Raw genomic sequence first — 14,658 nt, 5'->3', positions numbered from 1 at the left:
AGTCCGCGCTACCGGGCAGCGGGTGCGCAACACGCGTCCGCGGAAGCAGCTTGTTGCTCGGCGTCACCCGCACCGCGGCCGTCGGTACCGCAGCAGGCCTGCACTGCTGCGCGGTCATCTGTCTCGGCGAGCTCGGGCGCGGTGCCGAAGTGTTCGGTATCGGCGAGGACGGTGTAGACCTCCCAGCGTTCGGCGTTCGGTCCGGTCACCCACACCTTGTCCTGGGTGGCGAAGCAACATGTGGTCGCGATCTGCTCCTCGGTGAACAAACCGGCCTCCGTGAGACGTGCGATCTCGGCGTGGACCTTCTCCGAGGACTCGACCTCCACTCCGAGATGGTTGACGCTGCCGCCCTGGCCCGGGTTCTCGATCAGCACCAGCTTCAGCGGCGGCTCGTCGAGTGCGAAATTCGCATATCCCGGTTTGCGTTTCGCGGGTTCGGCGCCGAACAGGGTCGAGTAGAACCCGACGGCCTGGTCCAGATCGTCGACATTCAGAGCGAGCTGTACACGAGACATCGCAAACCTCCAGTTGTGTTACATATGTCGAAAAGGTGAGTGTGCCCGAGTCTGCCACCTTTTCGGCATATGTCAATACTGTCGGTAGTATCGCAGTATGCCGAAAGCGCTACCCGTCATCGATACGACCGCCCCCGTCTGCTGCGCCCCGGTAGCCGCCGGTCCCATCGACGACGAGGCGGCCCTGCACGTCGCGCTCCGTTTGAAAGCACTCGCCGACCCGGTCCGGGTCAAACTCATGTCGCTGCTGCTGGCCGACCCGGTCGCCGGCGCCAACGGTGGCGACCTCGCCGCCGCGGTCGACCTGTCCGAATCCACCGTCAGCCATCATCTGACCCAGCTCCGCAAAGCGGGCCTGATCACCTCCGAACGCAACGGTATGAACGTCGTCCACCGCGCCCACCGCGACGCACTCGCCGCCTTGTGCGTGGTACTGGACCCCAACTGCTGCCGCTGACCGCCGCGCCCGGTCCGATTACCGGAACGCCGCCGAATTGTGTACCGCCCACTCGGCGAAGGTGTGCGGTGCCCGGCCCAGAACCTTATCGACGTCCGGGCTGACCTGCTGTAGCGCGGGAGCCGGGTTGCCGAGCATGTCCAGTGTGGATTCGACCACCGGTGCGGGCATGAACTGCACCATCCGTTGCCGCGCCTGCGCGCGCGACAGCTCGGTGAAACGCACCGGTTCACCCAGTGTCGCGCCGAGGGTGGCAGCCTGCTGCCGGGGTGAAACCGGCTCGGGTCCGGTGAGTTCATACGTCTTGCTGCCGTGGCTGTCGTCGAGCAGAACGGCGGCGGCCACCGCGGCGATATCGGCCGGATCGATCACGGGCAGTGCGATATCGGCGAACGGGGCCGCGATCGCGCGCTCGCTGCGCACTGATTCCGCCCACTGCAGAGCGTTGGAGGCGAAATTCCCCGGCCGCAATATCGTCCACTCGAGCCCGGAATCCCGCACGGCGTCTTCTGCTTCCGAGGGATGATTCCCGGTGCCGACACCCTGTGAGGACAGCAGTACCACCCGGCGTCCGCCCGCGCTGCGGACCGCCTTCACCACTGCGCCGAGATCTCCGCGGGCGCCGAGAAATTCACCCGAGGTCAGCAAGAAGACGGTCTGTGCTCCGGTGAGGGCCGGCTCCAGTTCCTCCGTCCGTAGCAGGTCGGCCCGCCGGTGTTCGATACCGGCCGGGAGGTCTGCCGCCGCTGTGCGGGAGACGGCACGGACCTTCCTTCCCGTCGCGGCCAGCGCCTGCATCAGCGGTCGTCCGACATTGCCCGTCGCTCCGGTCACCACGATCATGTTTTGTCCTTTCGAGTTCGGTGAGGCGACGGTACTATTCGAAAGACAGTAGGTACCTAGAGGAAAGTATTGGAGGTAGGGCCGTATTGTGACCGAAACCTCATCCTGGGAGCCGGGCGGCGATATCGCTCCGGAGAACGCCTGCCCGATCGCGCCGGTAGTCGATGTGGTGTTCAGCCGCTGGACAACACCGATCCTGTGGGTGCTGCACTATCAAGGGCCGCAACGCTTTGTCGAACTCCAGCGGTTGATCACCACGATCAGTCCGAAGGTGCTGACCGAGCGCCTGCGGCAGCTCGAACGCGACGGGCTGGTCATGCGCACTTACTATCCGGAGGTTCCGCCCCGGGTCGTCTACGAGATCAGCGAGCTGGGAAGCAGCCTGGCGCCGCTGTTCGCGGCCCTGGCCGACTGGTCGGGCAACCTCGAACAGGTCGAACGGGCGCGTCGCGCCTACGACGCCGATCGGCAACCGCGCCGAAAGCGCTGATCGCGGCCCCGGCGGTCGTGGCCCGCGCAGCGAAGAGTGTCGCCGGCCCCGGTTACAGTCGAGCCGTGGGCGCTTACCGTGAGTACCGGCCCCCGGCCGGGGTGGAGCCGGTGGTGGCGTGCGTGTGGGAAAGCGATGCTCTCGTCGACGGCACGCAGCGTGTCATACCGGACGGATGCGTCGATCTGGTCTGGCTCGGCCGGCACCTGCTGGTGGTCGGCGCCGATACCGAGCCGATGATGTGGGCGGCGGTCGGCGAACGGGCCGGAGGTCTGCGATTGCGGCCCGGAGTGGCCGGACGTCTCCTCGGGGTACCCGCCGACGAGGTACGCGATCGGCAAGTGCCGCTGTCCGAGCTCTGGCCCGCGGTGGCGGACTGGCCCGATCGCCCCGAAGCTGCGGACCCGGCGGTACGGCTGCAGCTGCTGACCGAAACCGTGCTGCACCGCAAGGCCGAACCGGATCCGCTGGTCGGCGCCGCGGTGCGCCGGTTGGTCGTTCCGCGCGCCCGGGTCTCGGCCGTCGCCGCCGACCTGGGAGTCAGCGAGCGCCAACTGAACCGCCGGGTCACGGCGGCAGTGGGGTACGGGCCCAAGTTCCTCGCTCGCGTCGCCCGGCTGCGCCGGCTGGTCGCGGCAGACGGGGAATCACTGGCGGACCGCGCGTACGCGGCGGGCTACGCGGGCCAGGCGCATATGACCGACGAGGTCCGGCACCTCACCGGCCTCACCCCTGTCCGATTTCTGGAAGACGCCACCCTCACAGCTGCCTAACCTCCGGGATATGAGCATCGACCTCGCCGCCGCCCGGCAGTACATCGAGTCCAGCGCCCGCGTCCTGGAACGGCACCGGCTCGCCGTACTCCTCGACAACGGCCCCGTCGAACCCGTCCGCACCGCACTCGCCGCCTACCGCAACCCCGACGGCGGATTCGGGCACGCGCTGGAACCCGATGTGCGCTGCCCCGGTAGCCAGCCGTCGGCGGCACTGTCCGCGCTGGAAATTTTCGCCGAACTGGATGCGGCCGGAGATCCGATGGTCACCGGGCTGGCCGACTGGATCGCCGGTATCGCCGACCCCGACGGTGGCGTGCCGACCGTCCTGTCGTCGGCTACGGGCCACCCGCACGCCCCGTGGATGGCCCCGGACCCGGAGGCCGGATTCCTCACCTACGCTCTCGCTGCCGGCCTGTGGCGGCTCGGAGTGCAACATCCATGGCTCGACAAGGCGACAACATGGTGCTGGAACCGGATCGACGCCGCCGAGGCCCCTGCCGGTTACACCGTGAAATTCGCGCTGCAATTCCTCGATGCCGTACCCGACCCCGCCCGCGCCGCCGCGGCCGTCGAACGCTTCCGGGCCGCGATCCGCGACGACGGCACGGTACCGGTCGAAGGTGGTGTCGAGAACGAGCAGATCGGCCCACTCGCGCTGTCCCCGCGCCCGGCGGCACCGAGCCGGGCCTTGTTCGACGAACAAACGATCGCCGCGGATCTGGACCGGCTCGAACGCGAGCAATTGGACGACGGCGGCTGGGATTTCGACTTCTTGCACTTCACGCCCGGCCAGACCGTGGAATGGCGCGGCGTGGTGACCCTGGGCAATATCAGCACGCTCCGCGAACACGGCAGGATCTGATCCGCCTATCGCGGACCGGATCCCGCGACCGCAGTGTGGCGACCTCGCACACGCGGCAGCTCGTCCAACTCGCGAGCGGGCCGGGCCTGGCACGATAAATACCCGGCCGGCCGCAATTGGCATTTCTGCCTGTAGTCGTGCCTTGCCGACGTCGTTGGTGACCCCGGCCCTGAGGGGAAAACGGTCGACCGCGCGCAGCAACAAGAGTCCCTGGAGCGGGTCACCATGGTCTCGAGGCTGCGCTCACCGCGGCCCGGCGATGGTGCGACCGCGTACTCGGCTTGCTTCCGGAAGCCGACATCGACGCTGTGTGGGACCACGGGACAGCGCCTAGCTCGGGCTACCACGGGTACAGGTGTTCAGCTCCCGTCATCCCGAAGGCGCTGATGGAGGGTGGCGGCGCGGAGTGTGAGGTGGTTGCGTTCGGCGAGGTTCTGCGCTCGGTCGGCGGCCTGCACGTAGAGCTGCGCCGCGGCGGCGGTATCGCCCGCCCGTTCGTGGAGGTAGGCGGCGGACGCGGTGTACCGGGGGAGTTCCGGGTCGAGTTCGGTGAGCGCCGCGAGACCCGCTTGTGGACCGTCCGCTTCGCCGACGGCCACCGCACGGTTGAGCCGGGCGATCGGGCTGCCGGTGAGCGCGATCAGCTCGTCGTACCATTCGACGATCTGCACCCAGTCGGTCTCCTCGGCTGTTTGCGCGTCGGCGTGCAGTGCGGCGATCGCCGCCTGTGCCTGGTACTCGCCGAGCCGGTCGCGGGCCAGCGCCGCCTGGAGGATGGTCACGCCCTCGGCGATCAGGTCGCGGCGCCACAGCGCGCGGTCCTGTTCGGCCAGCGGCACCAGGCTGCCGTCCGCGCGAGTGCGGGCCGGGCGCCGGGCATGGTGCAGCAGGAACAGCGCCAGCAGGCCCGCAACCTCCGGGTCGCCGGTGGTTGCGATGAGCTGGCGGGCCAGCCGGATCGCCTCCGCGGCCAGGTCGATATCGCCGCTGTATCCCTCGTTGAACACCAGATACAGCACCCGCAGCACGGTGCGCAGATCACCGGGAGTGTCCAGCCGGACCTCGCTCACGGTGCGTTTGGCCCGGCTGATCCGCTGCGCCATGGTGGCTTCGGGTACCAGGTAGGCCTGCGCGATCTGGCGGGTGGTGAGACCGCCGACGGCCCGCAGTGTCAGCGCCACCGCCGAGGTGGGCGTGAGGCTCGGGTGTGCGCACAGGAAATACAACCGCAGCGTTTCGTCCTCCGATGCGGCCGGTCCCGCCGCCGGTTCCTCGGATAGCCGTAGCTCTCGGTTGCGTCGTGCGGTTTCGGAGCGGGCCAGATCCACGAAACACCGCCACGCCGTGGTGATCAGCCAGCCCTTGGGATCGTCGGGCTGCTGCCGCGGCCAGGTATCGACGGCCCGCAGCAGCGCCTCTTGCACGGCGTCCTCGGCGGTCGCGAAATCCGCCCCGCGGTGGACGAGGGCCGCCAGGACCCCGGGGATCAGGTCCCGCAGCCGGCCCGCGTCCAGCGCGTCGGCGGTCATCACTCGGTGACGGTCGGCGGGGCGGTCAGGAACGGGCGCACCTCGAGCCATTCGTGGATCGGTTTCCCGCCCGCGCCGGGCGCCGCGGACAACTCACCGGCCAGTTCGACGGCACGGTCGTAGGAGTCGACGTCGATGATCATCCAGCCCGCGATCAGGTCCTTGGTCTCCGCGAACGGGCCGTCGGTCACCGGCGGTTTCCCCTCGCCGTCGTAACGGACCCACGCGCCCTCCGGCGCCAGCGCCTGACCGTCGACGAACTCACCGGTGCTCTCCAGGCGGTCCGCGAAATCCTGCATGTACTGCATATGCGCCTCGATCTCGGCCGGTGTCCACCGGTCCATCGGCACATCGTTGACCGACGCCGGAGCGCCGCGGTAATGCTTGAGGAGCAGGTACTTGGCCATGGGATTCTCCCTTCGATGTCCGACCCTGGTTGGTCGATCACACCTGGGACGGAGCCGTGACGACGTTCTCGACATCCACGCCGGAAATATCCGGAACTTTTTTTGCCGGCCCTCGATCAGGCCTCGCTGGGCTGCACGATGACGAACCCTTCACCATCGAGACGCAGCTGGAATGCCTCGCCCGAACCACCACGGACCATCGAACCGAAACTCTGCGAACGATTCAACGAGGTCTGCAGCTGCGCGCTCCATCCGACCACCGCATCGGTATCCACGAAAACCGGCGCCTGCGGATGCACGGGAATGATGATCGGCGTCCCCGCGCACACCAGCCCGAGCCGCCCCTGCCCGGTGAACACACAGTTGAACAGCCCGCCACCGGCCATTCCGACGCCCTGCACCATGCGGATGTCGTACTGCAGGCTCGAATCGAACACCAGAATATTGCGGCCGTTGATGGTGAGCGCATCACCGGGCACCAGGTCGACGAGGAAACAGTTCCGGTCGAAATGTGCGAACCACGCCTCACCCTGACCCCGCACCGCCATCAGCGGCACCCCCTCACCCGTGAGCGCCCGCTGCAGGAACTTCCCGACCCCCTGTCCCTTCTTCTCGAACTGCAGGTTCCCGCGGAACGCAACCATCGAACCCTGCCGCGCGAGGCATTCACCGTTCACGGCGTACTTCAAAGCTTTCGCGCTCTGCGCCGTCAACCCGGGCGCGGTTGCGGGCTGAGCCATGTTCTCGTTGGCGAAGATCTCACTCTGCATACCGCGATCCTGCCGCAACTGTCCTCGTCATGGGCGGTAGTGGTGTGCGAACGGGACCTGGGAAGTAACGAATTCGTATCGGTGATCGAAAAGCTCAGCAGCGCACATATTTAGGAGTGTGGCGCCTGGCCGGAGGGTAATCGGTAGATGATCGCCCTCCGGCGACCGAGTTCGACGATCGAAGAGAGACCGATATGCCTGGCTTCCTGAAGTACATCATCTTTCTCAACATGCTGGGCGTGCTCGGCGGGTATTCCACCTGGTGATTCCTGGGGCCGGACCGCCGATCGGTTAGATTGGCGGTTCCGCCTGGATCCTTGCCGGGCGCCCGGATTGTCGAGGATAGGGGTCGTATGGCGAAGACCGCGCTGGTGACGGGGGCGTCGTCGGGGATCGGGCGGGCGACTGCCGCGCTGCTGGTGCAGCAGGGCTACCGCGTGATCGGAACCAGCCGGAACCCGGATTCGATCGCGGCCTCGGCGCGGGTTCCGGGGGTGGAGTATCGCGCGCTCGATCTCACCGACCCGGCCGGTATCGAGCGTTTCGGGCAGGAGCTCGGGCCGGTGGATGTGCTGGTGAACAACGCGGGGGAGAGCCAGTCGGGCCCGATCGAGGAACTGCCGCACGACGCTGTCACCCGGATATTCCAGTTGAACGTATTCGGTGCGGTCCAGCTGACGCAGCTGGCGCTGCCGGGGATGCGGGAGCGCGGGTACGGGCGGATCATCATGGTCGGGTCGATGCTGGCGAGTTTCCCGCTGGCCTACCGGTCTTCGTATGTGGCGACGAAGGCGGCGATCAAGGGTTTCGCGGACGCGGCACGGTTGGAGACGGCGCCGTTCGGGGTGTGGATCAGTACGGTCGAACCCGGGTCGATCGCGACCGGGATCGGGGAGCGGCGCACCAAGTACATCGCCGAGGATTCGGTGTACGCGGCGGATTTCGCGACGATGATCACCAACCTGGACCGTAACGAACGGGCCGGGACGAGTCCGGACGAGGTGGCGCGCACCATCCTGCGCGCGATTTCCGCGGAGAAGCCGAAGCCGCTGTATGCCAAAGGTAGCCGGGCGCCGGTCGTATTCCTGCTGCGGCGATTGGCGCCGGCGGCGGTGATCGAGAAGGTCGTTGCGCGGACGCACGGATTGAAGCGCTGACGGAGGCCGGGATATGCGTTTATCCGTGGGCTGCGCCATGTGGACACATGCCGCCTGGCCGGCGACGGGTGACAAACTGCGCAGCTACGCGAGCTGGTGCGATGCGGTGGAAGGCAACACCACCTTCTACGCGGTGCCGGCCCGCCGGACCGTGGAGACCTGGGCAGAGCAGACCGCCCCGGATTTCCGGTTCGTGATCAAACTGCCCAAAACCGTCACTCACGAACGCCGGCTCTCGGGCGTGGACGCCGAGTTGAACGAGTTCCTGCACACCATGGAGCCTCTCGCGTCCCGGATGCACGCGCTGTGGATCCAGTTGCCGGGGACGTTCGGGCCGAACGAGCTGGGGTCGCTGGCCGGATTCGTCCGGAAGGTCCCGGCCGGGCTGCGGGCGGCGGTGGAGGTGCGGCATCCGGCGTTCTTCACCGACCACGATGCGGCGAACCAGCTCGAACGAGCACTGGACAGGGCGGGGGCGGAGTGGGTGCCGTTCGATACCACCGTCCTGTTCGCGGCGCGGCCGGCGAGTTCGGCCGAATACGAGGCACAGTCGAAGAAACCGCGATTGCCGCGGCGGATGCGGGCACTCACCGAGACCCCGATCGTGCGGTATCACGGTCGCGACGATCCCGAGGCGACGGTGGCCGGCTGGCGGCCCTGGGTGGAGCAGACGGTCGAATGGTTGCGGGAGGGGCGTTCGCCGACGGTCTTCCTGCACACCCCGGACAATGCGTCCTCCCGGGATCTCGCGCGCCGTTTCCATGACGAGGTCCGCACCCATGTCCCGGAGCTCGTACCGCTGCCCGACCCGGCCGAAACCGAACCGATGACGCTGTTCTGACCGAAATCGGTCAGTTCACCACGAGCAGCGCCGCGGCGGCGAGCGTCTCGACCCAGAAGTAGAACCAGACGGGATAGAACGCGGCCGGAGCATCCAGCACCCGCGAAACCACACGGCCCGCCGCCATCCCGGCCAGCGCGACCGCGACCGCGACGACCACGCCCCGCCCGAGTTCGCCGGTCGTCGTCGCCGACCAGAACAGTGCTCCGGCCACCGCGAGACCGAATCCGCCGTACACCGCCCGTACCTCGGAGCGTCCCGATGCGGTGCCGACGCCGATACCGAAGGGTCGTACGAGCCGCGCGGGCGCGGCGAGGGCGTAGAGACCCATTCCCGTGAAGAAGAGTCCCGCTGCTGTCAGGACCACTGTTCGCACCAACGCTTCCATCGCTCGATCATCGAGCACCGGCGGTGTGCGCGCTTCCGGAAACATGCGGTACCGGGCGCTGATAAGTGAACTATTGTTCTAGACCAGAGCGCGGTTATGTAGCAGGGTATTGCTTTATAAGTGAGCGAACATTCGCACACCGTGGTAGAAATCGGCTGTAGCGAAGGGACAACCATGCAACCGACCGACAAACAGCGCGCCGCGCTGGAAATGATCTGCGATACGTTCCTGCCCGGGGACGGGCTCACCCTGCCCTCGGCGTCCGAACTGGGCGCTGTGGACACGGTGCTGGCACTTCTGGCGCGCAACCCGCGGGAAGCCGAGACCAAGCAGCTGGCAATGCTGCTGGACCTGTGGGACGGGCCGGTCACCGGACTGCTCGCCGGATGGGGTCCGCGGCGGTATTCGAAACTGTCGCAGCAGGACCGGGAGAAGGCGCTGCTGCGACTCGGCGCGTCCCGGCTCGGTGCCGTGCGCGCGGTATTCCAGGCCTTGAAGCAGGCGTCGCTGCTGGCATACAACGTGACTCCGGGGCCGACGGGAGTCAATCCCCTGTGGAAACACCTGGGCTACGACGCGATCCCCGGACCACTGGCGAATGCGCCGCAGCCCGCGCTGCGCCCGCAGCGGATCACCGAACCGACGAGCCTCACCTGTGATGTCGTGATCGTCGGGTCCGGTGCCGGTGGTGGTACAGCCGCCGGAGCGCTCGCCGAAGCGGGTCTGGACGTGGTCGTCCTGGAACGCGGCGAGTACTACGACGACAAGGATTTCGGCGGCGGTGAACTCGCCGGGCAGCAGCTGCTGTATGCGCCCGGGCCGCTGGCATCCAGTGAGGGCCAGCTCGCGCTGGTCGCGGGATCCTGTCTCGGCGGCGGCACGGTGGTCAACTGGAGTACATCGCTGCCCACGCCGGACAGCGTCCGGGACGAATGGGCCGCAGTCGGTGCCGCACAGTTCGCGGAGTCCGAGTTCACCGAATCCCTGGATACGGTGCTGCGGCGGCTCGGCGTGAACGAGCGGCGCTCCACCCCACTGGTACGGGACAACATCCTGGAGCGCGGCGCGCGTGCGCTCGGCTGGCCCGTCGACCCCCTGCCGCGCAATGTGACCGATGCCTGCGATGCCGGTGTCGAATGCGGCCGGTGCGGTAGTGGCTGCCGGTTGGGGGCCAAACAGTCGGTCACCAAAACCTGGCTGGCCGATGCCGCGGCCCGCGGCGCCCGGTTGATCGTGGACGCGAATGTGCGGCGGATCTCGGTGCGCGACAACATTGCCGAAGCGGTCACCGTGCGTACCTCGGCGGGTGTGGAATTCGAGGTCCGCGCGCGAGCCGTGGTGGTGGCGGCGGGCGCGATCCAGACGCCCGCGCTGCTGCGCCGGTCGGGGCTGGGTAACAAGAACATCGGCCGTTACTTGCGGTTGCATCCGGCGGCAGCGGTTTTCGGACTCTTCGACGAAGAGGTGCGGCCCTGGGAGGGCGGTCTGCAGACCCGGATCTGCCGGCAGCACGCCGATCTCGACGGAAACGGTTACGGCGTGATCTACGAGACGGGTCCGCTGGCGCCGGGCTCGTCCACGGGGTTCATGAGCTGGCAGGGGTCCGAGGATCATCGCCGCGTCATGCAGGATTTCGCCCGCACCAATGCCGTCGGCATCATCACCCGCGACCGCGACTCCGGTGCGGTGAAGGTCGATCGGGACGGTGAACCCACCGTGGACTACCGGATCTCCGACTACGACGCCGCCCACCTGCACACCGGTATCGAAGGCGCGGCCAGGATTCTCGAAGCCGCCGGCGCCACCCGCATCTTCTCCGGGCATCAAGCGGGTGTCGCCTACGAACCGGGCGTTCGTGGTTCGCTCGGTGAGTTCTCGGCCGCCGCCAAGGCCGCCGGTTACGGTCCGGGACGCTGCACGATGGGCGCCCTGCACATCATGGGGTCGGCCCGGATGGGTGGCTCGGCGGAGAACTCCGCCACTGACCCAGACGGTGCGACCTGGGAGGTGAAGAATATCGTCGTCGCCGACGCGTCCTGCTTCCCGACCTCCTCGGGTGTGAACCCGATGGTGACGATCGAGGCGATCGCCCATATGAACGCCACCCGCCTCGCCGCCCGGCTGGGCTGACTGCGGGTGCGGGAGGTCCGGCCCGATGGTCAGACCTCCCGCAGGCTGCGCGCGATGCTGTGCAGCAGACCGATATCCCGGGCGGGATCTATCGTGGTTTCGAACGGCGGCCGCACCTCCAGGCGGCCGTCGTCGATCAGATCCGCGACGAGCACCTTCGCCATCGCCAGCGGAAGCGGCAACTGCGCCGAAATCTCCGCCACCGACTGCGCGGTCCGGCACAGGCGGATGATATCGACGTACTCGGGCTCGGTGCGCTGCGGTGCCAGCCCGGCACCCCGGTCCACCACCCGGGTATCCAGGGTGAGCTCCCGGCGCCCCGTGCGGCCCCGCCCGCGGGTCACCGCGAAGAGGCGCACGATGGGACCGTCGTCGTCCTCGTCCCAGTGATCCTCCGGCCCGTACACGGCTAGCGTATGCCGTTCGGATAGCCACGGACGTGGGCGCCCGGCCGGTCATGGGTATGCATCGGCGAAAGGTCCCGGTGCACCGGGCGGTCATGGGGACCCGGCCGCCCGCGGTCGCCCTGATATGTCCGGGAATCCACGCCGAGATGTGCGCCGACCTGCTGTACGGTGCGGTTCATTTCGTAGGCCACCATCCCCAGGTCGGCGGAGTCGGCGGCCAGCAAGGAGAGACAGGCGTTACCACCGGCCGCGGTGACGAACAGGACCGCCCGGTCGAGCTCCACCACCGTCTGGCAGACACCGCCCGCCTTGAAATGGCTTCCCGCGCTCCGCGCCAGGCTGTGGAACGCCGATGCCATGGCGGCGAAACGTTCGGCATCGTCGCGATCCAGCCCGGAGGAATGTCCCATCAGCAGGCCGTCGGTGGACAGCAGCACCGCGGAATCGGCGTCCGGTAGCCCGCGGACCAATTCCTCGAGTAGCCAGCTGAGATCGGTGCGATTGGGGTTGGTCATCGTTCGCCTTCTCGTCTAGAGCGTTCTGGAGCATCGGTATCGGAATACGGTGCGCGGCGGCCCGAACGGCTCCCGCGCGAGATCGCCGACATCCGGTTGCGGGCCTGTTCGGGGGTCCGGGGGCGAGCTACACCGGGATCCGGGTGCTCTTCCTCCCGTGCCGTCGTCTCGGCGGCCTTCCGGTGGCGGCGCGGCAGCGGCGGGCGGCTCGCACCGGTGCGGTACGGCGCCGGCTCCGCGTGTGGCTCCGGATACGGGACTTCGGAAGTGGCGGCGGGGTAGACGTCCGAACCCAGCGTGCGGGAATCGTAGGGCGCCTCGTACACCGGTGCGGTGGCGAAGGTGGTCGACGGCGAGGTGCGGAAGGGGAGCGGCGCCGCGGGGGCCGCGCCGGCCAGGGCGGGTTCGATCACCGGGGCGGCTTCCAGCGGTGGCGGTCCGGCGGGTTCGGTGAGTGCGGTCGGAATGAGGACGATCGCCTTGATTCCGCCGTACGCGGATTCGGTCAGGCGTACCGAAATACCCTGGCGGGCAGCCAGCGTAGCGACCACGAACAGCCCCAGGCGGGTATCGCCGGTCAACGCCGTGACACCGAAGTCCGGCGGTTGGGCCAGCGTCCGGTTCCGTTCGGCGATCTCGTCTTCCGGCATCCCGAGTCCCTGATCGGCCACCTCGATCGCCACACCGCGGCCCACCAGCGTGGCCGATACCTCGACCCGGGAATCCGGCGGGGAGAAGGCCGTCGCGTTGTCCATCAGTTCGGCGAGCAGGTGGATGAGGTCGGCCGCGGTTTTGCCGACAACCCGCATCTCCGGCACTCGCCCGGTGTGGATACGTGTGTAATCCAGGCTCTCCGCGGCCGCGGCCCGGATGATGTCCCACAGGGAGACGGGTTTACGCCAGCGCCGGCCGGGTTGTTCGCCACCCAGCACGATGAGGTTCTCGGCGTGGCGGCGGGCGCGGGTGGCGAGATGGTCGAGCTGGAAGAGCAGTTCGAGCTGGTCGGCGTTCTCCTCGCGGCGTTCGGCCTGATCCAGCAGCGCAAGCTGGCGATGGACCGCGAGCTGGTTGCGATGCGCCATATTCAGGAACACCGCGTTGAAACCCGCCCGCGTCTTGGCCTCGGCCACCGCGGCCGATACGGCGGCCAGCTGGGCTCGGTTGAAGGCGTCGGCGACCTCGCCGAGCTCGTCGGTGCCGAAATCCAGCTGCGCGACCTCGGCGGTGGTGTCCACCTCCGCGCCGTCGTCGAGGCGGCGCATGAGGTCGGGCAGGCGGTTATCGGCCAGGTCCAGGGTGTCGTTGCGCAGATGCCGCATCCGGGCGATGAAGCGGTTGGCCATCAGCAGCGCGACGAGGAAGGTCAGGCCGGTGAGCAGCAGGACCGCGATACCGCCGAGTATCGATTTCGCCGCCGTATCGTCGCCCTGTGCGCGGGCGGTGGCATGGGCGTCGTTGCTCTGGTCTTCCCAGAGCTTCAGCAGACCCCCGGTGACCTGGCCGGATGCTTGCTGCCAGGCTGCGATATCCATCGGCAGCGCAGTCGGTTCGCCGGTGGAATCCGATTCGCCGGTGCTACCGGAGCTGTCTTGCGATTCGGTGGCCGATCGGGCGCCGCCGGCCATGATCGCGTCCTGCATGGCGATCACCTGCCGATAGCTCGCGGAATCGGTGATCGCCCGGAGCTGGGCGAGCCGGTCGCCTTTGAGTACGGTGCCGGAGTACGCCACTTCACCACGGAATTCGCCGACATAGCGGTTGAATTCGACCAGTTGGGGCGCGGTCAGTTCGTTCAGTGTCAGCGCGGCCGCGCCCAGGGTATCTGCCTTGGACAGCGCTTCGGCCGCCCGCAGCGGTTCGGCGCCGTAGCCGAGTGAAATCGCCACGTCCGCATCCGGTGCGACCCGGGCGGCGAGCATGGACGCTGCGACGATCGTATCGATCACCGCGCTGAAGAAACCGAAGGCCTCCGGCCGCGGGATCGTGCCCGTGTCGACAGCGGCCCGGGTGGCGGGCACCTGGCCGAACAACTGCTGATAAGCCTCGAGCTCGGCTTGGGAACCGCCGGGATCGAGTTGCTGTGCTGCGTCGCCTTTGGCGATGATCGCGCCCAGGGCGATATCGGACTGACCGCGCGCCGCCACCAGCGCCGGCGCCACACTCGTATCGCCCGCCAGCAGCAGCAGAGACAGCCGCCGTTCCTCCTCGAAGGCTCGCACCATCAGAATTGCCGGACCGGTGGTGCTGCTGGCCAGTTCGGCCCAGTTCGTCGCATCCCGGCCGGACCGCACGAGGTAGGCGGCCGCGCCGATCCCGATGGTCACCAGCGCGATACTGGTGACGAGCACGATCGCGAGCAACCGGGTGCGGATGCCGACCCGCCCGCGCGTGCGATTCGCTCCGGAACGCGCTTTTCGCAGGAATGTTCCGGCGAGAGGTAGGCGAAATCCCAACGTAGACCCACTCATTTCAGGGTGATGGGCCGCCCCGCCGCCCGGCGGCCCCAACCCGCAATACCGGCCTTTGGATAATTTATTATAGATTTTTAATCGCAAAGCGCCGGATCTT

The 14,658-nt window shown here is 67.9% G+C and carries 16 protein-coding genes; 7 read left to right on the top strand and 9 right to left on the bottom strand.

Annotated elements, in window-relative coordinates:
* Window positions 1-8: 8 nt before the first annotated feature.
* Complete coding sequence (locus QH196_RS11380; RefSeq protein ID WP_280415732.1) at window positions 9-518, bottom strand: ArsI/CadI family heavy metal resistance metalloenzyme; 510 nt, start codon at window positions 516-518, stop codon at window positions 9-11.
* Between the two features lie 97 nt (window positions 519-615).
* Here QH196_RS11380 and QH196_RS11375 point away from each other — a divergent pair, with 97 nt between their 5' ends.
* The gene (locus QH196_RS11375; protein ID WP_280415731.1) at window positions 616-975 is read left to right on the top strand and encodes an Rv2640c family ArsR-like transcriptional regulator; all 360 of its coding nucleotides are present in this window, start codon (window positions 616-618) and stop codon (window positions 973-975) included.
* An 18-nt stretch (window positions 976-993) separates the two neighbouring features.
* On the opposite strand, the gene QH196_RS11370 is transcribed toward QH196_RS11375, so the two are convergent.
* Window positions 994-1,818: an NAD(P)H-binding protein gene (locus QH196_RS11370; RefSeq protein WP_280415730.1), complete on the bottom strand. Its 825-nt coding sequence runs from the start codon at window positions 1,816-1,818 to the stop codon at window positions 994-996.
* Between the two features lie 88 nt (window positions 1,819-1,906).
* Between QH196_RS11370 and QH196_RS11365 the strand changes: the two genes are divergently transcribed.
* The 3 genes from QH196_RS11365 to QH196_RS11355 all read left to right on the top strand — a co-directional run bounded on the left by QH196_RS11365 (window position 1,907) and on the right by QH196_RS11355 (window position 3,946).
* Complete coding sequence (locus tag QH196_RS11365; protein ID WP_280415729.1) at window positions 1,907-2,308, top strand: winged helix-turn-helix transcriptional regulator; 402 nt, start codon at window positions 1,907-1,909, stop codon at window positions 2,306-2,308.
* A gap of 65 nt (window positions 2,309-2,373) precedes the next feature.
* The gene (locus QH196_RS11360) at window positions 2,374-3,081 is read left to right on the top strand and encodes a DUF6597 domain-containing transcriptional factor (RefSeq protein WP_280415728.1); all 708 of its coding nucleotides are present in this window, start codon (window positions 2,374-2,376) and stop codon (window positions 3,079-3,081) included.
* A gap of 10 nt (window positions 3,082-3,091) precedes the next feature.
* The gene (locus QH196_RS11355; RefSeq protein WP_280415727.1) at window positions 3,092-3,946 is read left to right on the top strand and encodes a hypothetical protein; all 855 of its coding nucleotides are present in this window, start codon (window positions 3,092-3,094) and stop codon (window positions 3,944-3,946) included.
* Between the two features lie 359 nt (window positions 3,947-4,305).
* On the opposite strand, the gene QH196_RS11350 is transcribed toward QH196_RS11355, so the two are convergent.
* The 3 genes from QH196_RS11350 to QH196_RS11340 all read right to left on the bottom strand — a co-directional run bounded on the left by QH196_RS11350 (window position 4,306) and on the right by QH196_RS11340 (window position 6,652).
* Window positions 4,306-5,475 (bottom strand): RNA polymerase sigma factor, encoded by a 1,170-nt coding sequence (locus QH196_RS11350; RefSeq protein WP_280415780.1) that lies wholly within the window; start codon window positions 5,473-5,475, stop codon window positions 4,306-4,308.
* Window positions 5,475-5,882, bottom strand: coding sequence for a YciI family protein (locus QH196_RS11345; RefSeq protein ID WP_280415726.1), 408 nt, complete (start codon window positions 5,880-5,882; stop codon window positions 5,475-5,477). Before QH196_RS11345 ends, QH196_RS11350 begins: the two co-directional genes overlap by 1 nt.
* A 116-nt stretch (window positions 5,883-5,998) precedes the next feature.
* Window positions 5,999-6,652 carry an AIM24 family protein gene (locus QH196_RS11340; protein ID WP_280415725.1) on the bottom strand — a complete coding sequence of 218 codons (654 nt, stop codon included), beginning with the start codon at window positions 6,650-6,652 and terminating at the stop codon, window positions 5,999-6,001.
* 353 nt (window positions 6,653-7,005) lie between these two features.
* Here QH196_RS11340 and QH196_RS11335 point away from each other — a divergent pair, with 353 nt between their 5' ends.
* Window positions 7,006-7,809: an SDR family oxidoreductase gene (locus QH196_RS11335; RefSeq protein ID WP_280415724.1), complete on the top strand. Its 804-nt coding sequence runs from the start codon at window positions 7,006-7,008 to the stop codon at window positions 7,807-7,809.
* A gap of 13 nt (window positions 7,810-7,822) precedes the next feature.
* The gene (locus QH196_RS11330; RefSeq protein ID WP_280415723.1) at window positions 7,823-8,650 is read left to right on the top strand and encodes a DUF72 domain-containing protein; all 828 of its coding nucleotides are present in this window, start codon (window positions 7,823-7,825) and stop codon (window positions 8,648-8,650) included.
* Between the two features lie 10 nt (window positions 8,651-8,660).
* Here QH196_RS11330 and QH196_RS11325 read toward each other — a convergent pair whose 3' ends face one another.
* Window positions 8,661-9,038 carry a DUF4345 family protein gene (locus QH196_RS11325; protein WP_280415722.1) on the bottom strand — a complete coding sequence of 126 codons (378 nt, stop codon included), beginning with the start codon at window positions 9,036-9,038 and terminating at the stop codon, window positions 8,661-8,663.
* Window positions 9,039-9,212: 174 nt separating this feature from the next.
* On the opposite strand from QH196_RS11325, the gene QH196_RS11320 reads away from it, so the two are divergent.
* Window positions 9,213-11,168: a GMC family oxidoreductase gene (locus tag QH196_RS11320; protein ID WP_280415721.1), complete on the top strand. Its 1,956-nt coding sequence runs from the start codon at window positions 9,213-9,215 to the stop codon at window positions 11,166-11,168.
* 29 nt (window positions 11,169-11,197) lie between these two features.
* Here the strand turns inward: QH196_RS11320 and QH196_RS11315 are convergent, their stop codons facing one another.
* Genes QH196_RS11315 through QH196_RS11305 form a run of 3 tightly spaced genes read right to left on the bottom strand, consistent with a single transcriptional unit; the run spans window position 11,198 to window position 14,558 of the window.
* Complete coding sequence (locus QH196_RS11315) at window positions 11,198-11,575, bottom strand: DUF742 domain-containing protein (protein ID WP_280415720.1); 378 nt, start codon at window positions 11,573-11,575, stop codon at window positions 11,198-11,200.
* 2 nt (window positions 11,576-11,577) lie between these two features.
* On the bottom strand, window positions 11,578-12,090 hold the full coding sequence (locus QH196_RS11310) for a roadblock/LC7 domain-containing protein (RefSeq protein WP_348538064.1): 513 nt from the start codon (window positions 12,088-12,090) through the stop codon (window positions 11,578-11,580).
* A complete protein-coding gene (locus QH196_RS11305) occupies window positions 12,087-14,558 on the bottom strand; it encodes a sensor histidine kinase (protein WP_280415719.1) in 2,472 nt (823 codons plus the stop codon). The genes QH196_RS11310 and QH196_RS11305 overlap by 4 nt, the downstream gene beginning before the upstream one ends.
* Between the last annotated feature and the right edge of the window lie 100 nt (window positions 14,559-14,658).

Source organism: Nocardia carnea, assembly GCF_029868325.1.
Taxonomy (GTDB): Bacteria; Actinomycetota; Actinomycetes; order Mycobacteriales; family Mycobacteriaceae; genus Nocardia; species Nocardia carnea_C.
The sequence above is the reverse complement of the archived record's forward strand: the minus strand, read 5'-3'. Positions and strand labels throughout refer to the sequence as shown.